This window comes from Pseudoduganella sp. HUAS MS19 (assembly GCF_053615455.1).
Window position 1 is genome coordinate 726,269 of sequence record NZ_CM132133.1, and the last position, 24,835, is coordinate 751,103.

16 protein-coding genes are annotated in these 24,835 nt (G+C 65.8%); 15 read left to right on the forward strand and 1 reads right to left on the reverse strand.

The features are described from left to right. The first annotated feature begins 91 nt into the window (after positions 1–91). Positions 92–736 (forward strand): ion channel, encoded by a 645-nt coding sequence (locus ACWBU6_RS03430; RefSeq protein ID WP_452647474.1) that lies wholly within the window; start codon positions 92–94, stop codon positions 734–736. A gap of 2 nt (positions 737–738) precedes the next feature. Here the strand turns inward: ACWBU6_RS03430 and ACWBU6_RS03435 are convergent, their stop codons facing one another. Then, positions 739–1,260, reverse strand: coding sequence for an Lrp/AsnC family transcriptional regulator (locus ACWBU6_RS03435; protein ID WP_028103119.1), 522 nt, complete (start codon positions 1,258–1,260; stop codon positions 739–741). Positions 1,261–1,387: 127 nt separating this feature from the next. On the opposite strand from ACWBU6_RS03435, the gene hppD reads away from it, so the two are divergent. The 14 genes from hppD (at position 1,388) to ACWBU6_RS03505 (ending at position 24,830) form a co-directional block, all read left to right on the forward strand. Then, positions 1,388–2,521: a 4-hydroxyphenylpyruvate dioxygenase gene (gene hppD, locus ACWBU6_RS03440; RefSeq protein ID WP_452647475.1), complete on the forward strand. Its 1,134-nt coding sequence runs from the start codon at positions 1,388–1,390 to the stop codon at positions 2,519–2,521. A 92-nt stretch (positions 2,522–2,613) separates the two neighbouring features. Continuing rightward, positions 2,614–6,162 (forward strand): indolepyruvate ferredoxin oxidoreductase family protein, encoded by a 3,549-nt coding sequence (locus ACWBU6_RS03445; RefSeq protein ID WP_452647476.1) that lies wholly within the window; start codon positions 2,614–2,616, stop codon positions 6,160–6,162. 143 nt (positions 6,163–6,305) lie between these two features. Continuing rightward, positions 6,306–8,963: a TonB-dependent receptor domain-containing protein gene (locus tag ACWBU6_RS03450; protein WP_452647477.1), complete on the forward strand. Its 2,658-nt coding sequence runs from the start codon at positions 6,306–6,308 to the stop codon at positions 8,961–8,963. A gap of 230 nt (positions 8,964–9,193) precedes the next feature. Continuing rightward, positions 9,194–10,465 carry a radical SAM protein gene (locus ACWBU6_RS03455; RefSeq protein ID WP_452647478.1) on the forward strand — a complete coding sequence of 424 codons (1,272 nt, stop codon included), beginning with the start codon at positions 9,194–9,196 and terminating at the stop codon, positions 10,463–10,465. Positions 10,466–10,564: 99 nt separating this feature from the next. Further along, on the forward strand, positions 10,565–10,744 hold the full coding sequence (locus ACWBU6_RS03460; RefSeq protein WP_452647479.1) for a hypothetical protein: 180 nt from the start codon (positions 10,565–10,567) through the stop codon (positions 10,742–10,744). Positions 10,745–10,857: 113 nt separating this feature from the next. After that, on the forward strand, positions 10,858–11,727 hold the full coding sequence (locus ACWBU6_RS03465; RefSeq protein ID WP_452647480.1) for a hypothetical protein: 870 nt from the start codon (positions 10,858–10,860) through the stop codon (positions 11,725–11,727). A gap of 11 nt (positions 11,728–11,738) precedes the next feature. Continuing rightward, complete coding sequence (locus tag ACWBU6_RS03470; protein WP_452647481.1) at positions 11,739–12,587, forward strand: hypothetical protein; 849 nt, start codon at positions 11,739–11,741, stop codon at positions 12,585–12,587. Next, the gene (locus tag ACWBU6_RS03475; RefSeq protein ID WP_452647482.1) at positions 12,584–14,593 is read left to right on the forward strand and encodes an MFS transporter; all 2,010 of its coding nucleotides are present in this window, start codon (positions 12,584–12,586) and stop codon (positions 14,591–14,593) included. Before ACWBU6_RS03470 ends, ACWBU6_RS03475 begins: the two co-directional genes overlap by 4 nt. An 18-nt stretch (positions 14,594–14,611) precedes the next feature. Beyond that, positions 14,612–15,649: an ABC transporter substrate-binding protein gene (locus ACWBU6_RS03480; RefSeq protein WP_452647483.1), complete on the forward strand. Its 1,038-nt coding sequence runs from the start codon at positions 14,612–14,614 to the stop codon at positions 15,647–15,649. A gap of 55 nt (positions 15,650–15,704) precedes the next feature. Beyond that, positions 15,705–17,270 carry a TolC family protein gene (locus ACWBU6_RS03485; RefSeq protein WP_452647484.1) on the forward strand — a complete coding sequence of 522 codons (1,566 nt, stop codon included), beginning with the start codon at positions 15,705–15,707 and terminating at the stop codon, positions 17,268–17,270. Positions 17,271–17,286: 16 nt separating this feature from the next. Further along, positions 17,287–18,555 carry an NHLP bacteriocin system secretion protein gene (locus ACWBU6_RS03490; protein WP_452647485.1) on the forward strand — a complete coding sequence of 423 codons (1,269 nt, stop codon included), beginning with the start codon at positions 17,287–17,289 and terminating at the stop codon, positions 18,553–18,555. Continuing rightward, the gene (locus ACWBU6_RS03495; protein ID WP_452647486.1) at positions 18,552–20,753 is read left to right on the forward strand and encodes an NHLP family bacteriocin export ABC transporter peptidase/permease/ATPase subunit; all 2,202 of its coding nucleotides are present in this window, start codon (positions 18,552–18,554) and stop codon (positions 20,751–20,753) included. The genes ACWBU6_RS03490 and ACWBU6_RS03495 overlap by 4 nt, the downstream gene beginning before the upstream one ends. Then, positions 20,746–23,655, forward strand: a complete 2,910-nt coding sequence (locus ACWBU6_RS03500) for an NHLP bacteriocin export ABC transporter permease/ATPase subunit (protein ID WP_452647487.1) — start codon at positions 20,746–20,748, stop codon at positions 23,653–23,655. The genes ACWBU6_RS03495 and ACWBU6_RS03500 overlap by 8 nt, the downstream gene beginning before the upstream one ends. An 8-nt stretch (positions 23,656–23,663) precedes the next feature. Beyond that, positions 23,664–24,830: an ABC transporter substrate-binding protein gene (locus ACWBU6_RS03505; RefSeq protein ID WP_452647488.1), complete on the forward strand. Its 1,167-nt coding sequence runs from the start codon at positions 23,664–23,666 to the stop codon at positions 24,828–24,830. Positions 24,831–24,835 lie beyond the last annotated feature (5 nt).

The following is a 24,835-nucleotide window of genomic DNA, read 5'->3' on the forward strand; positions in this document are numbered from 1 at the left end:
CGGGGTCTCCTGGTCTTGATGGTTCGTGTGCGGACCGTACCGATAGTACTGTAGTAGTCTTGCGTTTTCCATCACAACGTGCGCCGCCGATATGAAGTCGTTCCACCCTTCCGCCGTGCTGCTGCTGGTGCAGCTGGCCGGCATGCTGATCTACCCCTTCCTCGAAACCATGCGCGGAGGCCAGATAATCTTTAATGCTTTCGGCATCGTCGTGCTGGTGGTGGCGACGCGCATGGTGCGGCGCACCCCGGGCCACGCCTGGATCAGCGCCAGTATCGCGGGACCGGTGGTTGTCCTGCTGGCGCTCCAGATGATGTTCGATATGCCGCAGCTGCTGCCCTGGTCCTCCGCGCTGGAGGCGGCGTTCTATTTTTATGCGGCTGCCAGCCTGGTGGCCTACATGATGGGCGACAGGGAAGCGACGACCGACGAACTGTTTGCCGCCGGTGCCGCCTTCACCTTGCTGGCATGGGCTTTCACCCACGTCTTTGTGCTGGTGCAGACGCTGCAGCCGGGGACTTTCGGCGCGGCCGTCAATGCGGCGGACCCGCGCACCTGGAGCGAACTGAATTACCTGAGCTTTGCGCTGCTTTCGAGTACCGGTATCGGCGACGTCATCCCGCTGACGTCCCATGCCCGCGCCATCGCCAGCGTCGAGATGCTGGTTGGCCTGATGTACCTGGCCGCGGTGGTGGCGCGCCTGATCGGCTTTACCCTGACGCCCAACAAAAACTAGGCTTACACCAGCGGCAGGGCGGTGGTGTCCTTGATACGCTGCAGGGCGAAGGACGATTTCACGTCCAGCACGGCCGGGTGGCGCAGCAGGGTCGCCATCATGAAGCGCGAGAAGTGGTCCATGTCTTCCACGTGCACGCGCAGCAGGTAGTCCATTTCGCCGGTCATGGCGTAACAGGCCACCACTTCCGGCCATTGTTCGACCGCCACCGCGAAGTCGGCGCGCGGCGAGGTGCCGGTCGGGTTCACGCCGAGGGCGCGGGCGTTGCTGTGGGCGGCGGCGTCGCTGTGCTTTTCCAGGCGCACATTGACATAGGCCAGCAGGCCGAGGCCGATCTTGTCGGGGTCCAGCAGCGCCACGTACTGGCGGATCACGCCTTCCTCTTCCAGGCGCTTGATGCGGCGCAGGCAGGGGGAAGGGGAGAGGTTGACTTGCTCTGCGACATCCTGATTCGACAGCCGGCCATCCGTTTGCAAGATGGACAATATCTTGCGATCCGTTTTATCCAGCGCAATCTTGGTCATAAATTCCTCTTTCAATCGAAGTTCTCGCAATATTATTGCTCAATCAAAGCAATGTTGGGAAATGTTTGCAATTAAATGTCGCATGCAGGGGACTATACTGTGCGCAATTCTAATAGGGAGACGCACCATGAAATTCACCCCCTGGGAAAACCCCATGCGCACCGACGGCTTCGAGTTCGTCGAGTTCGCGGCACCCGATCCAAAAGCCCTGGGCAAGCTGTTCGAAAACATGGGCTTCACCGCGATCGCCCGCCACCGCCACAAGGACGTAACCCTGTACCGCCAGGGCGAAATCAACTTCATCATCAACGCCGAGCAGGATTCCTTTGCCCAGCGCTTCGCCCGCCAGCATGGCCCGTCCGTGTGCGCCATCGCGATCCGCGTGGACGATGCCGCTTTCGCGTACAAGCGCGCGCTGGAACTGGGCGCGTGGGGTTTTGACAACAAAACCGGCCCGATGGAACTGAATATCCCCGCCATCAAGGGCGTGGGCGACTCCCTCCTGTACCTGGTGGACCGCTGGCGCGGCAAGAATGCGGCCGACGGCAAGCCGACCGGCGCCATTGGCGACATCTCGATTTACGACGCGGACTTCGTGGCCATCCCAGGCGCCCAAGCGAACCCGGTCGGCAATGGCCTGACCTATATCGACCACCTGACCCACAATGTGCACCGGGGCCGCATGAAGGAGTGGGCTGACTTCTACGAGCGCCTGTTCAATTTCCGCGAAGTGCGCTATTTCGACATCGAAGGCAAGCTGACCGGCCTGAAGTCGAAGGCCATGACTTCCCCATGCGGCAAGATCCGTATCCCGATCAACGAATCGTCGGACGACAAGTCGCAGATTGCCGAATACCTGAACGAATACCACGGCGAAGGCATCCAGCATATCGCTTTGGGCACCGACCAGATTTACGGCTCGGTGGAGCGGCTGCGCAACCAGGGCATCGTGTTCCAGGACACGATCGAAACCTACTATGAACTGGTCAACCGCCGCCTGCCCAACCACGGCGAGAACGTGGAAGAGCTGCGCCGCCTGCGCATCCTGATCGACGGCCATTCGTCGGCCGATTCGAACGAGCGTGAACTGCTGCTGCAGATCTTCACCCAGAACGTGATTGGTCCGATTTTCTTCGAGATCATCCAGCGCAAGGGCGACCAGGGCTTCGGTGAAGGCAACTTCCGCGCGCTGTTTGAATCGATTGAGCTGGACCAGATTCGCCGCGGCGTGCTGGACGACCCTGCGAAGTCGGCCGCCTGACACCGGGGTACCGGTTTAAAGAATTCCCGGCAGTCCCGCACCTAAGACGGGACGCCGTTCCAATTTTGAAGAAGTTATTGGAGACACACCTGATGAACGCACCCGTCAAGAGCGGCGAGCTATCGCCTGCGCACGACATTACCCTCGACGACAAGTGGACCCTGGAGCGCGGCCGCGCCTTCATGACCGGCACGCAAGCCCTGATCCGCCTGCCGATGCTGCAGCGTGAACGCGACCTGAAAGCCGGCCTGAACACCGCCGGCTACATCACCGGCTACCGCGGTTCGCCGGTCACCTCGGTCGACCAGACCGCGATGAAGGCCAAGAAGCACCTCGACGTGCACCACGTCAAATTCCACCCCGGGATGAACGAAGACCTGGCGGCGACCGCCGTCTGGGGCACCCAGCAGACCAACCTGTTCGAAGACGCCAAATACGACGGCGTATTCTCCATGTGGTACGGCAAGGGCCCGGGCGTCGACCGCTGTGGCGACGTGTTCAAACATGCCAATAACGCCGGCTCCTCGAAACACGGCGGCGTGCTGGTGCTGGCCGGCGACGACCACGCGGCAAAGTCGTCCTCCACCGCCCACCAGTCGGACCACATCCTCAATGCCTGCGGCATTCCGGTGCTGTACCCATCGTCGGTGCAGGAATACATCGACTACGGCCTGCATGCCTGGGCCATGAGCCGCTATACCGGCCTGTGGGTGTCGATGAAATGCGTGACCGATATTATCGAGTCGGGTGCCGTGGTCGATTTCGACCCGGACCGCGTCCAGATCCAAATGCCGGAAGACTTCGAGCTGCCGCCGGGCGGCCTGAATATCCGCTGGCCGGACACCGTGCTGGACATGGAAGTGCGCATGAACAGCTACAAGTGGTACGCCGCGCTGGCCTACTGCCGCGCCAATAAACTGAACAAGATCATCTGGGATGCGCCCAAGCCGAAGATCGGCATCATCACCGCCGGCAAGTCCTACCTCGATACCCGCCAGGCGCTGGCCGACCTGGGCATCGACGAGCAAGCCGCCGCCGATATCGGCATCCGCCTGTACAAGATCGGCATGACCTGGCCGCTGGAAGCGGACGGCGTGCACGAATTCGCCAAGGGCCTGGACGAGATCCTGGTGGTGGAAGAAAAGCGCCAGATCCTGGAATACGCGCTGAAGGAAGAGCTGTACAACCTGCCGGACGGCGAGCGTCCGCGCGTGGTCGGCAAGTTCGACGACACCGGCGAGTGGAGCAACAAGGGCAAGACCGGCCACGGCGACTGGCTGCTGCCTGCGACCTATGAGCTGAACCCGGCCCAGATCGCACGCGCCATCGCTTCGCGCATCGAGCATTACTGCAAGGACCATCCTGTCGCGGCACGCGTGAAAGAGCGTATCGCCTTCCTGGAAGCCAAGGAAGCGGCGCTGAAGAACCTGCCCGCCAAGGCTAATCCCGAGACCGACCGTATTCCTTATTTCTGCTCCGGTTGCCCGCACAATTCCTCGACCAAAGTGCCGGAAGGATCGCGCGCCATGGCCGGTATCGGCTGCCATTACATGGTGCTGTGGATGGACCGCGAAACGTCCACCTTCACCCATATGGGCGCGGAAGGCGTAACCTGGGTCGGCCAGGCGCCGTTCACCAACGAGAAGCACGTCTTCACCAACCTGGGCGACGGCACCTATTTCCATTCGGGCATCCTGGCGATCCGCGCTGCCGTTGCGGCCAAGGTGAACATCACCTACAAGATCCTGTACAACGACGCCGTGGCAATGACCGGCGGCCAGAACGTGGACGGCCCGCTGGACCCTGGCATGATTTCGCGCCAGATCGCGGCAGAAGGCGTGACGCCGATCATCGTGGTCACCGACGATCCTGAAAAATATCCGGACGACTACAACTGGGCGCCGGGCGTGACCGTGCGCCACCGCTCCGAGCTGATGGACGTGCAGAAGGAGCTGCGCGACAAGCCGGGCGTGTCGGCCATGATCTACGACCAGACCTGCGCCTCGGAAAAGCGCCGCCGCCGCAAAAAGGGCGAATACCCGGACCCGGCCAAGCGCGCCGTGATCAATGAAGCCGTCTGCGAAGGCTGCGGTGACTGCTCCGTGCAGTCCAACTGCCTGTCTGTGGAGCCGCTGGAAACCGAACTGGGCCGCAAGCGCCAGATCAACCAGTCCAGCTGCAACAAGGACTTCTCCTGCGTGAACGGCTTCTGCCCGTCCTTCGTGACGGTCGAAGGCGGCGGCCTGAAAAAGCCGAAGAAAGCTGCGGCAGCCGGCGGCGGCGAAGTGCCGGCCCTGCCATCGCCGGTGCTGCCGTCGACCGCCAGCCCGTACGGCATCCTGATCACCGGTATCGGCGGCACCGGCGTGGTGACGGTCGGCCAGATCCTGGCGGTGGCGGCGCACGTGGAAGGCAAGGGCGCGATCGTGCTGGACATGTCCGGCCTGGCCCAGAAGGGCGGCCCGGTGATGTCGCACGTGCGCCTGGCCGACAGGCAATCGGACCTGCACTCGACCCGCGTGGGTACCGGCAGCGCCAACCTGGTGATCGGCTGCGACCAGATCGTGACCGCATCGAAAGACGCCCTGTCGCGCATGGGCGAAGGCCGCACATATGCCGCCATCAACTCGACCGGGGCCACCACCGCGGCCTTCGTCAAGAACCCTGACTGGCAATTCCCGGGCACTTCCTCGCAGGCCGAGATCAAGCGCGCCTGCGGCGAAGCCAATGTGGACTTCGTCGACGCCGGCAAGATCGCGACCGCGCTGATGGGCGACTCGATCGCCACCAATATGTTCATGCTGGGCTACTCCTTCCAGAAAGGCCACGTGCCGCTGTCGGAAGCGGCGCTGATGAAGGCGATCGAGCTAAATGCCGTGTCCGTGCCGTTCAACAAGGCGGCCTTCAACTGGGGGCGCTACTGCGCGCACGACACCGCCGCCGTGACCAGGCTGGCCACACCGGCAACCGTGATCGAATTCAAGCGCACCCAGACGCTGGAAGAGATCATCGCCAAGCGCGTGGAACTGCTGACCGCCTACCAGGACGCCGCATACGCCAAACAGTACAGCGACTTCGTGGCGCAGGTACAGGCAGCGGAAGGCGCCTTCGGTTCGAAGAAGCTGACCGAAGCGGTGGCCCGTTACTTCTACAAGCTGATGGCCTATAAGGACGAATACGAAGTGGCACGCCTGCACAGCGACCCGGCCTTCCGCGAGAAGATCGCCAATATGTTCGAGGGCGACTACAAGGTGAAGTTCCACCTGGCGCCGCCGCTGTTTGCCAAGAAGGACAAGGAAGGCCACCTGGTCAAGCAGGAATTCGGTCCATGGATGCTGAAAGCCTTCGGCGTGCTGGCCAGGTTCAAAGGCCTGCGCGGCTCCGCCCTCGACATCTTCGGCTACACCGCGGAGCGCAAGATGGAACGCGCCCTGATCGGCGAATACCGCAAGACCGTGGAAGGCTTGCTGGGCAAGCTGAACGCCGACAACCTGGCAACCGCCGTGGCCATCGCGCGCATTCCTGAAGATATCCGCGGCTATGGCCACGTCAAGGAGCGCCACCTGAAGGCAGCCAAGCAGAAGGAAGCATCGCTGCTGGCGGACTTCAACAAACCGGCTGTGGCGACGCACGCGGCCTGATATTTGGCGCATGAGAAAAGCCGGGGCAAGTCCCCGGCTTTTTTTATAAGCATCTGCAAAATCATTCGTTCAGTAACAGGGGCGCGCTTGTTAATGTGGCGCCTCGTCACAAGAGGATCAGTTCAATGCAGACAAAATTCAGAATGAAACCATTGGCAGCAGGCGCTTTCGTTTTGCTGGCAGGCGTCGCGCAGGCCCAGGAAGCAGCCGCGCCGGCAGCAGTCGTGATCACCGGCTCGCGCATCCCGCGCGCCAGCCTGGAAGGCCCTTCGGCCGTCACCGTCATCACCGGCGACGACATCACCAGGCAAGGCTACAAGAATGTCTTTGACGCGCTGACCAACCAGTCGCAGAACAGCGGCTTCGTGCAGGGCGCGGATTTCGGCAATACCTTCACGCCATCGGCCAATGCCATCAGCCTGCGCGGCCTGGGGCCCAATCACACGCTGGTGCTGCTGAACGGCCGCCGCCTGGCCGACTTCCCGATCGCATACGAGGGCACGGTCAACTTCACCAACCTGGCCAATATTCCGTCGAGCGTGGTGGAGCGCATCGAGATCCTGAGCGGCGGCGCCTCGTCCATCTACGGCTCGGACGCGATCGCGGGCGTGGTCAACATCATCCTGAAGAAGCAGGCCAACGGCTATGACATCAACCTCAAAGCCGGTACCACCACGCGCGGCGGCGGTAGCGACAAGCGCCTGCAATTGACCGGCGGCCAGAGCGTCGGCAAGCTGAATACCCTGTTCAGCGTTGAACTGCTGGAACGCGACCCGCTGTGGAGCGCCGACCGTGACTTCATGGCCAGCAAGACCGGTGTGGCGCCGACATCGGTGCTGGCGCGCAGGAACGTCAGCACCGGGAAATATATAGACCTGGGCAATACCTGCGCCGGCATCGGCGACCTGTTCGGCGGCAGCACCGTCAAATACACGGCCAAGGCAGGCAGCTTCTGCGCCAGTCCGAAGGTCGGCCCAACCTACTGGACCACCCAGACCAAAAACAGCAGCCGGAACCTGTTCGGCAGCGCCAACTACGAGCTGTCCGACACCACTACCCTGTTTGCCGAAGCGCTGTACGGCAAGAACCGCAGCAGCAACAACACGCGCGGCCCGTCGTGGACGTCGCGTTCGGCCACCGACAGCTATTTCTGGAACCAGAACACCAGCCGCTACGAGGCCTGGAGCCGCTACATCGCACCGGAAGAAATGGGCGGCGTGGAGCGCTACAACCGGCGCTGGGACGACCAGGCAGCCTCGCTGTCGCTCGGCTTGCGCGGCCAGATTCCGAACACCACGTGGAACTACGAAGCCGGCTACACCGCTTCGCAGTACAAGAGCCAGAACCACGCGCCGCGCGCGTTGGCCAACATTGACGGCTTCTTCCTCGGGCCGCAACTGGGCGTGAATGCCAGCGGCGTCGCCATCTTCGCACCTGACCCGGCGCGCCTGGCCACGCGCCTGACACCAGGCGAATTCAACTCCATTACCGGCGAATCGGTCAGCGACGATAAAGCCTGGACCAATACCCTGAGCCTGACCGCCAACGGCGAAGCCTTCAACCTGCCCGCCGGAGCGGTGAAGGTGGCCACGGTGGCCGAACTGGGCAAGCAGGGCTTCTCCAATGTTCCTGACCCGCGCATCAACCAGGGCTACTTCAACACACTGGCGCGATCCGACGTCACCTCCGGCACGCGCAAGCGCTACGCGCTGGGCGCCGAGGCCAGCATCCCCCTCGTCAAGAGCCTGGTCGGCACGCTGGCCGGGCGCTACGACCATTACTCGTTCGCCGCTCGGGGCGACGGCAAGTTCACCTATAACGGCGGCCTGGAATGGCGGCCTGCCACGCAAGTGCTGCTGCGCGGGAACTACGCCACCAGCTTCCGCGCGCCGGACATGAACTACATTTACAAGGCGCGCGGTACGGGCTACTACGCATCGACCACGGATTACTACCGCTGCGCCAAAGCCGGCCAGCCGGTGGCCGACTGCGATTTCGCCAACTATTCGCCGGGCGCCGATTACGTGCAGACCGGCAGCAAGGACTTGCGTTCGGAGCAGGGCCGCTCGGCCGGGGTGGGCGCCGTATGGTCGCCCAGCGCCGACTTCGACGTTACGCTGGACTACTGGAAGATCCGCATCGACGACCTGGTCACCAACCTGAGCGCCGACAAGCTGCTGCGCGACGAGGCGGAATGCCGCATCAGGGGCGACCTCGCTTCGCCGACCTGCGCCGATGCGATCCGCCGGATCGTCCGCTATGCCGACAATGCGTTGAACAAGCCGGGCGAGATCAGGCAAATCCTGGTCAACCCGATCAACGCGTCGACCAGCAAGGTCAGCGGCATCGACCTGTCGGCCAAGTACGCCCTGCGCAGCGCCGCCTACGGCAGCTTTATCACCAAGGTGAACTATTCGAAAACGCTGAAACAGGCATCGCGCCAGTTCGCCGGTGATCCGCTGAACAACGACAAGGACGACCTTGGCAATTACGACTGGCGCGACAAGCTCAATGCCAGCCTGACCTGGAATGCGGGCGCCTGGTCCAACACCCTGTTCCTGCAGCGCTACGGCAAGGTACCCAACGGCGCCGGCGACGCCTGGCTGACGCGGACCACCCTGGTCAACGCCAGCGCGGTGGTCAAGCTGAACCAGCGCAGTACCGTGTCGCTGGCCGCCAACAACCTGTTCAACCGCGTCAAGCATGACGACAGCGGTGGCTGGCCCTATTACCCGGTCGGCAATTACAGCCCGGCCGGCCGCCAGGTCTGGCTCGAGCTGAACTACCACTTCGGTTCGTAGTGCTTTGCCAGTAATAAAAAGTGCAGAATAGAAAACTTCATTTCTGATGCTATTTCTATAACACATTTCCCAATTTTGGCCAACTGTTAACAATGGCAGTTGGTCAATCCCATCCCTTCAGGTCTACTGTTCCTTCCCTTGGCTTAGTTGGCAATCCCAACGACATGCCAGGAGCGTGTGCCGCCGTCTTGCCGCTTAATGAACTTATTGTGGAAATGCCGGAATCGAACATGTTGCAGACCCTGGATGATGTGCGCAAAATCGAAGTCGTGCTGAAAGTAGCCGAGCGTTGCAATATCAATTGCTCGTACTGCTACATGTTCAACAAGGGTAACGAGGAATATTCCGATCTGCCCGCCTATATCCGGCAGTCGACGGTGGAAGAGATCGCGCACTTCCTCGCCAACGGCGCGCGCGAACTCAATTGCAAGGACGTGAGCATCGGCTTGCACGGCGGCGAACCGCTGATGATCAAGAAGGAGCGCTACGTCGAAATCTGCGAAACCTTCATCCGCATCATCGCGCCGGTGGCCAAGGTGGATTTCACGATGCAGACCAACGCCGTCCTGGTGGACGACGAATGGATGCAGATCTTCAAGAAATACAAGATCCAGATCGGCGTCAGCATCGACGGTCCGCGCGAATACAACGACCGCGCCCGGCTCGACCACCAGGGCCGGAGCACCTACGACGGCACCGTGCGCGGCATCCGCAAGCTGCAAGGGGAGGGCAGCCACCTGCGCGCCGGCGTAGGCGGCCTGGCGGTGATCGACCCCCATGTCGACGCGAAGAAAATCTACCGCCACATGGTCGACGTGCTGGGCATCAGGAAGTTCGACTTCCTGCTGCCGATCGAAACGCACGACACTTTCGATGAATCGACCCTGCCGCTGTATGCCAAGTACCTGTGCGACGCCTTCGACGAATGGGTTGCCGACGGCGATACCGGCATCCGTATCCGGATGTTTACCAATATGCTGTCGTACTTCACGCGCGGCAAGGAGTACGCCGCGCGCGAAAACCACTATATCTTCAACCGCTGGATCCTGATGACGATCGACAGCAACGGCGGGATCGGCCCGGACGATGCGCTAAAGCCGCTGAACGGCGGCCTGTTTGCCCAGAACGTGCGCGAGGTGAGCCTGAAGCAATTCGTGCTGTCGCCGCTGATGCAGGATTTGCGCGCGGCCGAAATGGCCTTGCCGGCCGCCTGCACCGAGTGCGCCTGGCAGACCTATTGCAAGGGGGGCGGCCACTACGGCCGCTTCGCCAACCGCTTCAGCAGCCGCAACGGCTTCGACAACCCGACCATTTTCTGTGGCGCGCTGAAGCAGCTGTACGCCCATGCGGCAAAGCGCCTGATCGAGTCCGGCGTCGATTATGAGCGGGTGGTCGCCTCGCTGGAATATTCCGGCACGCGCCAGCAGCACGCGCCTGCCGCCATCCGCAGCGCCAATGCATCGTTCGGCGGGCGCAAGACGATACCCATCCACATGGCGTGACGCCGCAAGGCGCTGCGCAATGCTGTAGGGCCGGCATATTCTTCTTGGGTGGTAAGCCGGCCGGTATTCAAACACCCAATTTTTCACTAAGGACTTGAAATGACTGACAAGATCAAATCTGAAGAAGTTGTCAAGGCTGAGCTGGAAATCTCCGGCGCCATCAAAGACCTGGAAAAGCAGAAGGAAGGTTTCCTGGCTCGCCTGTCCGATGACCTGCTGGAAGACGTCAACGGCGGCTCCGTGCACCTGAACGGCCACGGCAACGTGGTAGTGACCTAAGCGCTCGACCTCTGGTGGATGGCCGGCACGCCGGCGTCCCAGCCGCTGCCTGCCAACCGCCAGACCTGTTTGCACGCCCCTTAACGGAATATCTCTGCCTACTGGAGTCGCGTATGGATCGCAGCACCGTGGACTATAGCCGCGTCATGCAGCCGCAGGAAGACGGCTACGACGTCGAGGTCTTCCGCGCGTTGAAGCAGGCCGCAGGCTTCGCCCGCCAGGACGTGCCCGGCATGTTCCGCGTGTTCGGCCAGCAGGTGGTAGCGGGGCGCTGGCGCCCCAGGCAATTCGAACACGAAGTGCCGTGCGAAACGGCCGCCCATTACGCGCTGCTGGATGCGGCGACGCGGCAGGCCGCGCCGGCCATGCATACCTCGATCAGCGGGCTGCTCGACGTCCTGACCGGTGTCGAACTGCGCAACAACACCGAGGTGTCCACCCTGTGCCCGACCGCGCGCTATCCCGGCGCCTGGATCGTGCTGACCTCGATCAGCGCCGACCCGGCCGTGGCCCTGCGCGGCATCATCCATGAAATGATGCACCAGAAGCTCATCGCGCTCGGCCTGGGTTCGCACCGTTCCTTCCTGGACGGCGGCGCAGCCTTCATCCTGAACGACAAGGAGCAACTGCACCGCTCCATTGTCAACAGCTACGCCGACACTATGCAGCCATACATGCCGGGCCCGATCGGGCGGCCGATGCTGGCCTGCATCCACGGCTACGCCTCCTTCCTGTCCGCCGCCGCGGCCACGCTCAAGCTGGTGCCGTACGATGCGGGCCGTGCCGCGTCCTATATGCGCTATGTCCGCAAATGGTCCGAACGGCTGGACGACTGCTGGAACGCCATCCGCGACGGCGCGCAAACCAGCGACCAGGGCGCGCAGCTCCTGCTCGGCCTGGAAAACTGGACCAGCGAGCACCTGCGCGATTACCGCGCCGCCGTGCGGGTATACGGCGACGGCGCCGAAGCCCGGGCGGCCTAGGAGCGCACGCCATGACCAAGCCCGCAGCCAATCGCCAGCGCGGTCCAGACGAAGCCGGCAGCCGCCACGTGCTGTGGCTGCGCATCAGCTTCCTGCTGGTCATGGTGATCGCCCTGGTGCTGGTCCTGATCTCCTACCTGAATTACTCGAACTACCGCAAGGCCTTCCTGGAGCAGAACCTGACGCGCAACCTGATCGTGGCCAAGGACGTGCGCCAGACGGTGCTGGGCGGGCTCAATATAGGTCTGGAGCCGGGCGCCAATATGCGGCTGCTGCCGGCCATCCGCGATGCGGCGCGCGACGGCAGCGGCATTCGCTACATCGGCGTGCTTGACGATGCCGGCGCCGTGATCGGCGATGGCGACATCATTGGCCGCGCCGCCCAGTGGCGCAAGCGGCTGGCCGGCACCGCGGCCGACGCCTACTGGCAGGCCAGCGATGCCGACAGCATGGAAGTCGGCATCCCTTTCGAAAACAACTTCCACATCAAGTCCGGCGCCGTGGTGATCGGTTACGACCGGCTGGCCATCGAGGCTGCCGCCAGCGATATGCGACGCAAGCTGGTGGTCAACGTCGCCATCACCCTGCTGTGCGTGGTGCTGCTGACCTTTGGCGGCGTGTACCTGGCCACCCGCAAGCTGGCCAGTGCCCTGGCCGGCGCCGCCACCGCCATTGACGCGGCAACGGCGCACGGCAAGCCGGCCCCGCTGGCGGGCGACGTGCTGGGCGCCGAGGCGGCCCAGGAAATCAACGAGTTCACCGAATTGAGCCAGCGCGTGGTGGGCGGCATCGCCGTGCTGGAACACGAACTGGCGGCGCGGCGCGAACTGGCCGCCTTGGGCGGCAAGGAGGAGGCATGAAGCAACTGCAGTTGCGCCTGGTGATCCTGTCGGCCACCCTGCTGGTGCTGTCAGCCCTGCTGCTGTCCTGGTTCGCCTGGCGCGATTTTTCGCAGGGCTTGCCGCCCGAGATGGCGCGCACCGTCACCACCGTCAGCCATTCGGTGGCGCATGTGATGAAGAAGGCGTATGACAGCGGCGTGCCGTTCCAGGCCATGAGCGGCGTCGAGGAATACCTGGGCCAGGTGCGCGACAACAACCCCAGCATCGTCTACCTGCAGGTCAGCGGCCAGGCCGGCCAGCCGCTGTACCGCAGCGGCTTCGCTGCGCTGGCCGAGCAGCCCGCGCTGCAGGCTGCGGCAGCCGGCGCCACCGGCGCCGCCACCCAACGCATCGGCCCCTACTTCAATACCGCAGTGCCGCTGGTGTTCGGCCACGTGCGGGTCGGCACCCTGCACCTGGGGCAGCGCGCCAGCTTCGTCGAGCAGCAGATGCGCGAGGTGAGCTACGACGTGCTGACCACGCTGGTGGTGGCGGGGCTGATCGCCCTCGAGCTGATGCGCTTCGTGCTGACGTTTGCCATCGCCACCCCGGCCGACGTGATCCGCGTCTTCGTGGCCCGCGTGCGCGAAGGCGACTACTCGCACTACCTGCCGGCCGACCGCCTGGGCGGCATCGGCCAGCTCAATGCCCATTTCAACCGCATCGTGGCCGAGGTCAATGCGCGCTGCCAGCGCTTGCCGGCTGCGGCGCGCGCCCGGCTGGCGGCGCTCAAGCTGCATGAGCCGGGCGCGCGCCACACCCTGCATGCCTCGGCCCTGGCGCATATCCGCTGGCCTTTCTTCCTGCTGATCTTTGCCGACTCGCTGTCGCTATCGTTCTTCCCGGTGTTTGTCGGGCAGTTCTATGCGCCGGGCATGGGCTTGTCGAAGAGCGTGGTGGTGGGCTTGCCGATCTCCATCTTCATGTTTACCTGGGCCCTGTCGATGCCGTGGGCCGGCATGTGGAGCGACCGCGTCGGCCACCGCAAGGCCTTCGTGGTGGGTGCGGCGGTCACCACCGCCGGCCTGGTGCTGACCGCGTTGGCCCAGACCCTGTACGACTTGCTGCTGTGGCGCTGCCTGACTGCCCTCGGCTATGGGTTGGTGTTCATCACGGCGCAAGGCTATGTGGCCAACAATACGCCGCCGGCCCAGCGCACGCGCGGCATGGCGGTATTCCTGTCGAGCTTCTTTGCCGGCTCGCTGTCCGGCTCGGCCATCGGCGGCATCCTGTCCGACCGCCTCGGGCACGGCGCCACCATCCTGCTGTCGGCCCTGTTGAGCGCGGCAGCCGCGCTGTTCGTGCTGCGCTTCCTGTCGCCGGCCAAGCCGTCCGGGGCGGCGCGCCGCTCGCTGGCGCTGGCCGACGTGCAGCGCCTGCTGCGCAACAGGAAATTTGCCGCCATCACCTTCCTGGCTGCGGTGCCGGCCAAGATCGCGTTGACCGGCTTCTTGTACTACACCGTGCCCCTCTATCTGAGCTTGCTTGGCAACAGCCAGTCCACCACCGGGCGCGTGATGATGGCCTACGGTCTGGCCATCATCGTGCTGTCGCCGCTGGCCGCCAAGCTGGCCGACCGCATCGGCCACCTGCGCTGGTTCGTCACGGTCGGCGGCTATGCGGCGGCGCTGGCCATGCTGGTCATCTATGTCAACGACAGCACGCCGGGCTTGCTGCTCAGCATCACCCTGCTGGGCATCGCGCATGCGATCGGGGTGTCGCCGCAGCTGGCGCTGATCAACGATTTTTGCAAGGAAGTGGTGGCGGAAGTGGGGGCCGGTACGGCGACCGGCATCTTCCGCCTGGTCGAGCGCCTGGGCAATGTGCTGGGGCCGGTCATTGCCGCGCTGTTGATTTCCCATTACGGCTATCGCGGCGCCTTCCTCGGCATCGGCTTGCTGTGCTTTGCCTGCATCACCAGCTTTACTGCCATGTTCTTTTGGTTTGACCGTAACCCGTCCCGCGCCGCCAGCGTCGCCGGATAATGTGTGAAGAGGACTGTAATGCGTTTGTGTCAACTGTTGTTGCTGGCCCTGCTGTGTGCGACAGCGGCCGTCAAGGCCGCGCCCGAACCGGAAGCCCCTGCCGCCCGGCCCTATCGCATCATGATGATGCTGTACCGCGGCGAGACCGATGCCGAAAAAGGCTTCATGGATTACTTCAAGCGGCGCAAGATACCGGCTGAGTTCATCATCCGCGACGCCCAGGCCGACCCGGCCCGGATTGCCGAGTTCGTGCGCGAGGCGCGGCACGCGAAGCCGGACTTGATCTATACCTTCGGCACCACGGTGACGGCGGCGGTGGCGGGGCTGGAAGGCGCCACCGATGCGGCGCGCCACATCACCGACATCCCGATCGTGTTCGACATCGTGGCCGATCCGGTAGGTGCCGGCCTGGTCAGCAACCTGCAATCCTCGGGCCGCAACCTGACCGGGGCCTCGCACATGGTGCCGCTGCGCGCCCAGCTGCAGGCGCTGGAAGCGATGCGCCGCACGCGCACGCTGGGCGTGATCTACAACCCCAACGAGCGCAACTCGGTGTTGGCGGTGCGCGAGCTGGAGAAGACGGCGCCATCCTTGTCGCTGTCGCTGCAACTGATGCCGCTCAAGGTGGACGGAACCAAGCAGCCCACGGTCGACGACATCGGGGTGGCGGTGCGCGCGCTGGTGGCGCGTAAGCCGGAATTCATCTACCTGCCGTCGGACTCTTTCCTGATCAAGCATGCCGGGGTGGCCGTGCGCGCAGCGCACGGCGCCGGCATCCCGGTGTTCGCCGCCACCGAGGCGCCGATCCGCGAGGAAGGCGCGCTGTTCGGCCTGGTCAGCACCTATGCCAATGTCGGCGAACTGGCGGCCTACAAGGCCGACCAGATCCTGTCGAGGAAGCTGCCGCCGGCCCGGATCCCGATCGACTCGCTCAAACGCTTCACCTACCTGGTGAACATGAACGCGGCCAAGTCGCTCGGCATCTATCCGCCGCTGTCGGTCATGAAGTTTGCCGAGCTGATCACGCCGGCAGCCACCATTGACGCGCGCGAATAGCGCAGGCAGCGGGACGCCCATGGCGCCCGCCCTTCCTCCCCGATTGAGCTGATCCATGGAACGACGTGATATCCAGCGGCGCGGCACCGCGCTGGCACTGGCGCTGGTTTGCAGCCAGGCGGCCTTGGCGGCGCCGCCGCTGCGCCTGGCCGATGCGCTGCGCCTGGCCTTGTCGGCCAACCCGGACCTGCAGGTGCAGCAGAGCGCGACGGCAGCGGCGCGCGGCCAGCTGCAGCAGGCCAGCGGCCAGTTCGACACGGTGCTGGCGGCCGGCGCCGACTATGCGCGCCAGCACGTGCCCAGCCCGCTGCCCGGCGCCGTGCAAGGCACCACCTACAGCGCCGGCTACCGGGTCGGCGCGCGCCAGCAGTTGCGCAGCGGCCTCACGCTGGGCGCCTCGCTTGACGCCAAGTCTTACCAAGACAGCGCCGTGCAGGGCGCGCAGGCACCGGGCACGGTGACGCTGGGCGTGACCTTGAACTTGCCGCTGCTGCGCGGGCGCGGCGGGCGCGAGGTGGCGGCGGTGGAAGATGCCGCCAGCCTGCAGGTGCAGGCCAGCGAACTGGCGCTGCGCGACAGCGCCGCGCAGGCGCTGTACCGCACGCTGTCGGCCTACTGGGCTTATGCGGTGCAATTTTCGCTGGAGCAGGTGGCGCGCGACAGCGAGCAGCGCAGCCGCGAACTGCTCGCTTCCACGCAAAAGCTGGTGGACGCGGCGGAAAAGCCGCGCGGCGACCTGGTGCTGCTGCAGGCCGACCTGGCCGACCGCGTGGCCAGCCGGCAGGCGGCGGCGCTGGCGCTGAGCGAGGCGCGCATCGCACTGGGCCGCGTGCTGGGCATGGATGGTGCCGCCAGCGCCGGCCTGGCGGCCCCGGCCGATGCCCTGCCGGCCATCCTGGCCATCGGCATGCCGGGCCAGGCCCAGCTGGTCGAGCTGCGCCTGGCCGCCCAGCAACGCCGGCCCGACCTGGCGGCGCTGGGCGCCCAGGTGGCGGCCGCCACGCGCCAGGCCGAGGCGGCACGCCACCGCCTGCTGCCCGGGCTGAACCTGGAACTGGGCGTGGCCTATGCCAAGGCGCACGACGGCAGCCAGCGCTATCCCTGGTGGAGCGACCCGGGCCGGGTGCAGCAGGGGCCGTCGGTATCGGCGCGCCTGGTGTATGAATTCCCGCTGCAAAACAACACGGCGCGCGGCCAGTTGCGCGAGCGTGCCGCCCAGCTCGACCAGGCGGTCGTGCAGCGGCGCGACCTGGCAGCGGCGGTGGCGGCCGGCATCGACAGCGCGGTTGCCAGCCTGGCCAGCCGCTCCGCCCAGCTGCAGGTGGCGCAGCAGGCGCTGGCCCTGTACGAACGCGCCGTCGGGCAGGAAATCGTCAAGCAGAAAAACGGCATCGCCACCCTGATCGACGTGATCAACGTGGAAGCGCGCTTCATCAACGCCCGCACCAGCTACCTGCAGACCTACCTGGCCTATGCGCAAGCGCTGGCACGGCTGCGCTACGAGAGCGGCACCCTGCTGCCGCCGGCGGGCGGCAGCGGCGCGGCCACCCGTTTCGAGCTTGACCCGGCCGAGCTGGCCGGGCTGGGCCCGCTGGCCGGCCAGCTCGCGCCGCCCCCTTGATTGCACGGAGCCGACCATGACCAACAAGACCATCTTCCGCCAGGTAGCGCTGAACCGCCTGTCATCCCCCGAAGAACTCGACTGCCTGCTGCAGGTGACCTCGGCCAAGGGCTGGCTGGCGCTGGCCGGCATCGGCTTGCTGCTGGTGACGGTGAGCGTGTGGAGCGTGTTCGGCCGCCTGCCCACCAAGTTGAGCGCGCAGCAATGCATTCTGCTCAAGAGCGGCGGCGTCAACCTGCTGACCACCGCTGCCAGCGGCCGCCTGTCCGACCTGTCGGTGGCGGTCGGCGACCAGGTGGCGCGCGGCCAGATCATCGGCCGCATCGAGCTGCCGGACCTGCTGCCGAAAATCCTGGCCAGCGAGGCGCGCCTGAAGGAAGCGGGCGAGCGCCACGCCCAGGTGCGGGCTGTGGCGGCGCAGGCGGCGCTGCTGCGCCAGGCGAGCACGCTGCAGCAGGCGCGCAACCTGGAGCAGCAGCTGCAGTCGGTGGCGCAGCGCCTGGCCCTGGTCAAGGAGCGCATCGAATCGCAGGCCAGCCTGTTCCAGCAGGGCTTGATCACCAAGCAGACTCTGCTGGCATCGCAGCTGGAAGCGGCCGCCATCGAAGTCGAAGCGCAGACCCTGCGCGGCCAGCTCAAGCAGCTGGAAGTGTCGCGCCTGGACGCCCAGCGCCAGAGCGACAACGAGGTGGCGCAGGCGGCCAATGCGCTGGAGGATGCGCGGCGCGCCACCGGGCTCCTGGTGCGCGACGCCGAGCACCTGACGGCCATCGTCAGCCCGTATTCCGGGCGCGTGCTGGAAGTCAAGGCCAACGAGGGCCAACTGGTCGAGCGCGGCACCGACATCCTGACCATCGAATCGTCCGGCCTCGACGTCAACGAACTGGAAGCCTATGTCTACCTGCCGGCCGCCGAGGGCAAGAAGGTGCGCGGCGGCATGAAGGTGGAGATCAGCCCCAGCACCGCCAAACGCGAGGAGTTTGGCTACCTGCCCGCCTTCGTGACGGCCGTGGCCAGCTACCCGTCGACCCAGCAGGGCCTGATGCGCGTGTTCGGCAACGACAAGCTGGTGCAGCAGCTGTCGGGCACGCAGGCACCGATCCAGATCATGGCGGCGCTCAAGCCGGCGGCAGCCAACGTCAGCCGCTATGAATGGTCGACCCGCAGCGGGCCGCCGTTCGCCTTGCAGAGCAATACCGCCTGCTCGGCCTCGATCACGCTGGCCGAGCAAAGGCCGGTGGCGCTGGTGATTCCCTTCCTGAAGAAAGTGGCCGGGCTCGAATGAAGGCGCTGCTCGCGATCCTGCAGCGCGCCTGGCAGCGCCTGGCCCGGGCCGGCAAGCGCGGCGTGCACACGCCATCGGTATTGCAGATGGAAGCGGTGGAATGCGGCGCCGCCTCGCTGTCCATGGTGCTCAGCTACTACAAGAAATACATCGCGCTGGAACAGCTGCGCATCGCCTGCGGCGTGTCGCGCGACGGCAGCAAGGCCAACAATATTCTGGCGGCGGCCCGCCAGTTCGGCCTGCAAGCCCAGGGCTTCCGCGCTGAACCGCAGGGCTTGCGCCAGGTGAAGCTGCCCGCGATCATCTTCTGGAACTTCAACCACTATGTGGTGCTGGACGGCTTCGCCGGCGACCAGGTCTACATCAACGACCCCGGCTACGGGCGGCGCACCGTGTCGGCCGAAGAATTCGACCAATCGTTTACCGGCGTCGTGCTGACCTTCGAGCCCGGCCCGCAATTCCAGCCATCGGGCCAGCCGCCCAGCCTGTTCGACGGGCTGCGCCGGCGTCTGGCCGGGGCCCGCGCGGCCGTCAGCTACCTGGTGCTGGTGGGCCTGGCGCTGGTGCTGCCCGGCCTGGTGATCCCCGCCTTCACCTCGGTCTTCATCGACCAGGTGCTGGTGGGCGGGCTCGACAGCTGGGCGCTGCCGCTGATCGCCGGCATGCTGGCCACGGCGGCGGTGCTGGCGGCGCTGACCTGGCTGCAGCGCTACTACCTGCTGAAGCTGGAAATGCGCATCGGGCTGAGCACGGCCGCAACCTTCTTCTGGCACGTGCTGCGCCTGCCGCTGTCGTTCTACAACCAGCGTTCGGCCGGCGACATCGGGGCCCGGGTCGGCATCAACGACGAGGTGGCCAAGATCCTCTCGGCCGACCTGGCCGGCGGCGTGCTGAGCGTGCTGACCGCGCTGTTCTTCGCCGCCATCATGCTGTTCTACGACGTGACGATGAGCCTGCTGACCATGGCCATCGTGATCGTCAATATGCTGGTGCTGCGCTATGTCTCGCAGCGCCGCGTCGAACTGACGCAAAAGCTGGCCATCGACCAGGGCAAGGTGTCCGGCACCTCGCTGAACGGCCTGGCGCTGATCGAGTCGCTCAAGGCCTCGGGCGCCGAATCGGACTTCTTCAGCCGCTGGGCCGGTTACCAGGCGCGGCTGATGAACTCGACCCAGGCCATGTTCCGCAGCTCGATCGCGCTCGACTTGCTGCCCAAATTCTTAACTGCCGTCAACGGCGCCCTGCTGCTGGGCATGGGCGGCATGCGCGTGATGGATGGCGTGATGACCATCGGCACCCTGGTGGCCTTCCAGGCGCTGGTGGCCAGCTTCACCGTGCCGGTCAACAACCTGGTGGCGCTGGGCGGCAAGATCCAGTCCTTCCAGGGCGACATGGGCCGGCTTGACGATGTGATGCGCTATCCCTGCGAAGACATCGCCGCCCTGGACCGCACCGAGCAGACGGTGGCCGGCGCCAAGCTGGAAGGCTGCCTGGAACTGCGCAACGTCACCTTCGGCTACAGCCGCCTCGGCCCGCCGCTGCTGAAGGACTTCAACCTGCTGGTCAAGCCGGGCCAGCGTGTGGCGCTGGTGGGCGGCTCGGGCTGCGGCAAGTCGACCGTCGCCAAGCTGGTGCTGGGCCTCTACGAGTTGTGGGACGGCGCGGTGCTGTTTGACGGCAAGCCGCGCCAGGCTTGGCCGCGCTGGCAGCTGCTCAATTCGATGGCGGCCGTGGACCAGGATATCGCCCTGTTCTCGGGCAGCGTGCGCGACAACCTGACCATGTGGGATAGCACGGTGGCGCACGCCGTCATGGTGCAGGCGGCCAAGGATGCCTGCATCCACGACGTCATCTCGGCGCGCGCCGGCGGCTATGACGGCGTGGTCAGCGAAGGCGGCGCCAATTTCAGCGGCGGCCAGCGGCAGCGCCTGGAAATAGCGCGCGCCCTGACCGCCAACCCGCGCCTGGTGATCCTGGACGAGGCCACCAGTGCCCTCGATCCGCTGACCGAGCAGCTGGTCGATGCCAACCTGCGCCGGCGCGGCTGCGCCTGCCTGATCGTGGCGCACCGCCTGAGTTCGATCCGCGACTGCGACGAGATCATCGTGCTCGAGCGCGGCCAGGTGGTCGAGCGCGGCACCCATGACACATTGCTGGCCCTGGACGGCCATTATGCGAGGCTGATGGCAAATGAATAAACGACACGATCCCAGCCTGGACCAGCAGCTGCTGCAGTGCGGCTGCGCAGGCAGCGAACGCGGCCTGCAGGTGGTCGGGCCGGACTTCCCGGCCTGGTTCATCGAGTACGGCCGGGTCGATGTATTCCTGGTGCGCACCGGCGACCACGGTGGCGCCGGTGCGCGCACCCTGCTGTTCTCGCTGGAAGCGGGGCAACTGCTGTGGCTGCCGGCCGATTGCGGCCACGCCAGCCTGCCGCTGGCCCTGCTGCCGGCCGCAGCCGCCCGCTACCGTTGCATCGGCCGGCACGAGGTGCAGGCCCTGCTGGCCGAGCCAGCGCTGCGCGCCGCTGCGATTGCCCAGCTCGACTGGCTGGCCGCCAGCATCGCCAGCGGGCTGGCGGCGCGCGGCGCGGCCCCGGCCGTGCCGCTCGAAGCGGGCCCGTGCAGCGCCGCGCAGGCGCAGGAAGTGGCGCCGGCGCAGCCGGGCCTATGGCTGGCGCCGCAAGCGGGCGAATTGCGCTACTGCGGCGGCGAGGTGCTGGCGCCGGCGCCAGCGGTGCCGCTGCCGCCCCATTGCCGCCTCGCCATGGCGGCCGGCAGCGCGCTGGCGGCCGGGCCGATCGACGCGCTGCAGCCCGGGCTGCCCTGCAGCGCCCTGCTGGACGGGGTGGACATCCTGTTCCGCCACCTGCACCGCAGCGCCATCGCGCAGGCCGAGCAAGCCGACGCCGCCGAACTGGACCGCCTGCACGCCAAGCGCGCGCGCAGCAGCCGCGCCATGAGCGATGCGCTGGGCGCCCTGGTCACGCTGTTTTACCAGCAGGCGCCGGGCATGGCGCCGTTGGAAGGGCGCAACCTGATCCTGGCCCAGTGCAAGCTGATCGGCCAGCGCCAGGGCATTGAATTCAAGCCGGGCGCGGCGCCGCTGGATCCCCGCTTCAGCGACCCGATCAAGGCCATTGCCCAGGCCTCGGGCGTGCGCAGCCGCAAGGTCACGCTGAAGGGCGACTGGTGGCTGCAGGACAATGGCCCGCTGCTGGCCTTCCACGACGCCAGCTGCATCCCGCATGCGCTGCTGCCCACGCGCGGCGGCCGCTATACCTGGATCGATCCCGACAGCGGCGCCGAGCAGCCGGTCAGCGCCACGTTTGCGCAAGCGCTCAAGCCCTTTGCCTTCGTGTTCTACCGCGGACTGCCGCCGCAGGCGCTGGCGCTGCGCGACATCCTGCGCTTCCTGCTGCGCAGCGTGCGCCCCGAGCTGGCCGTGGTGGCCGCCATCGCCCTGGCCAGCGCCGTGCTGGGCATGGCGTTGCCGCTGGCCAGCGGCTACCTGTTCGACAGCGTCTTCCCGGCAGCCGACGGGCGCGGCATGCTGCAGGTGGTGCTGATGCTGTTCGTGGCCAGCCTGGCCACGCTGCTGCTGGAGGCGACGCGCGCGCTGACCATGCTGCGCATCGAGGGCAAGGCCAGCAGCGACTTGCAGGCCGCCGTCTGGGACCGTGTGCTGAGCTTGCCGGTGCCTTTCTTCCGCGGCTACAGCGCGGGCGACCTGGCGACGCGCATCAACGGCATCAATGAAATCCGCCAAGCCATATCGGGCACGGTGATTGCCACTGCCATCAACAGCGCCTTTGCCGTGCTCAACATCTTCCTGCTGTTCTATTACAGCGGCAAGCTGGCCCTGGTGGCGTTGGCCCTGCTGCTGGCGGCGGTCGGCGTCAACCTGCTGATCGGCTATGCCAGCGCGGGCGTCAGCCGCCAGGCGGCCGATGCGCACGGCAAGGTGGCCGGGCTGGTGTTCGAGTATCTGGGCGGCGTGGCCAAGCTGCGCATCACGGGCGCCGAGGCGCGCGCCTTTGCCAACTGGGCGGCCAGCTTCGGCCGCCAGAAATGGCTGGCGCTGCGCGCCGGCACCCTGGCCAACTGCTCGGCCGTGTTCAATGCCGCCTTCCCGCTGCTGTCGAATGCCCTGCTGTTCGCCAGCATCGGGCTGGCCGGTGCCGGCGCCGACATGGCGCGCCTGTCGACCGGCGACTTCATCGCCTTCAGCGTGGCCTGGACCATCTTCCTCAACGCCGCGCTGGCGCTGGTCAAGACCGGCATCGACCTGCTGCCGCTGGCGGCCACCTACGAGCGCACCAAGCCGATCCTGCAAGCCTTGCCGGAAGTCGATGCCAGCAAGCCTTACCCCGGCGCCTTGAGCGGCGCGATCGAGTTGAGCAAGGTGCGCTTCGCCTACGCGCCGGATGCGCCGCCGGTGATCGACGACGTTTCGCTGTCGATCGCGCCGGGCCAGTTCGTGGCCCTGGTCGGCTCTTCCGGTTCCGGCAAATCGACCCTGCTGCGCCTGATGCTCGGCTTCGAGCAGCCCGGCAACGGCGGGCTCTACGTGGACGGGCAAAACCTCAACGAAATCGATATCGGCGCCGTGCGGCGCCAGATGGGCGTGGTGCTGCAGGGCGGCCGCCTGATGAGCGGGGATATCTTCACCAACATCATCGGCGCCAACAACCTGACCCTGGACGATGCATGGGCGGCGGCGCGGGCCTGCGGCCTGGACCGCGATATCGAAGCCATGCCGATGGGCATGCACACCCTGGTCAGCGAAGGCGGCGCCACGCTGTCGGGCGGGCAGCGGCAGCGCCTGCTCATCGCGCGCGCCATCGTCACCCAGCCCAAGATCGTGTTCTTCGACGAAGCCACCAGCGCGCTCGACAACCAGAGCCAGGCCATCGTCAGCGCCAGCCTGGAGCAGCTGAAAGCGACGCGCGTGGTGATTGCCCACCGCCTGAGCACGATCATGAACGCCGACCGCATCTACGTGCTCGACAAGGGCAGGCTGGTGCAGTCGGGCACGTATGAAGAACTGATGGCCCAGGACGGCTTGTTTGCCGAACTGGCCAAACGCCAGCTAGCATGAGGAATGCCATGAAGACTGTGTTTGTGCTGTTGTTGACCGTGTTGACCCTGAGCGCCTGCGAGAAGGCATCGCTGGCGCAGCAGCGCAGCGAGCAGTTGGCCGCGCAAACCGGCGACATCACGCTGGCGGTGGCCTGGCCCCTGACGTCGAGCAAGGCGACGCTGGCCAAGGGCGTGCAGCTGGCGGCCGACGAAATCAATGGCAGCGGCGGCATCCTGGGCGGCCGCAAGCTCAGGCTGCTGTTCAAGGACGACGCCGGCTCGCTGAATACCGGGCGCCAGGTGGCGCAGGAAATCGCCAACGACCCCGGGGTGGCGGCCGTGATCGGCCACCTGAACAGCTATATCACGGCGCCCGCCTCGCTGATCTACGAACGGGCCGGGCTGCTGATGATCACGCCGGGCGCCAGCGGGCAAAAGGTCACCGAACAGGGCGGCAAGCTGGTGTTCCGCAGCCTGCCTGGCAACCGCGACCAGGGGCGTCAGATCGGCGACTACGCGGCGGCCCAGGGCTACAAGCGGGTGGCCATCTACTACATCAAGAACGATTACGGCGTCGACCTGGCCAACTGCTTCGAGCAGCGCGCCCACGAGCTGGGCTTGACCGTGGTCGACCGCCAGTCGTACGACATGGGCGGCGGCGACCGCAGCATCACCCTGCGCAACTGGGCCGCATTCCTGAAGATCGATGCCATCTTCTTTGTCGGCTCCTTGCCGGAAGGGGGGCAAATCCTGCGCGACATGCGCGCGGCGGGGCTGCAGATGCCGGTGTTTGGCGGCGCCGGCCTGGATTCGCCCGATTTGATCAAGCTGGGCGGCCCGAGCGTCAACGGCACGGTGGTCTTTTCGCTGTTCAACCAGAACGATCCGCGGCCGGAAGTGCTGGCGTTCGGCCAGCGCTACCAGGCGCGCTACGGCAGCCTGCCCGACGCCACCGCGGCGCAGGGCTACGATACGCTGAAGCTGCTGGCCCAGGCGATGCAGGCGGCCAACAGCACGGCGCCGGCCGCGGTGGCAGCGGCGCTGCGCGCCACGCGCGACTGGCGCGGCGTCACCGGCGTGCACACCTTCGACGCCAAGGGCGACCTGATCGCCAAGCAACTGGCCAAGGTGGTGGTCAACAACGGCAAGTTCGAATCGTTTGCGGCGCGGCCGCCGGTCAGCTACCGGCCGTAAGCAAG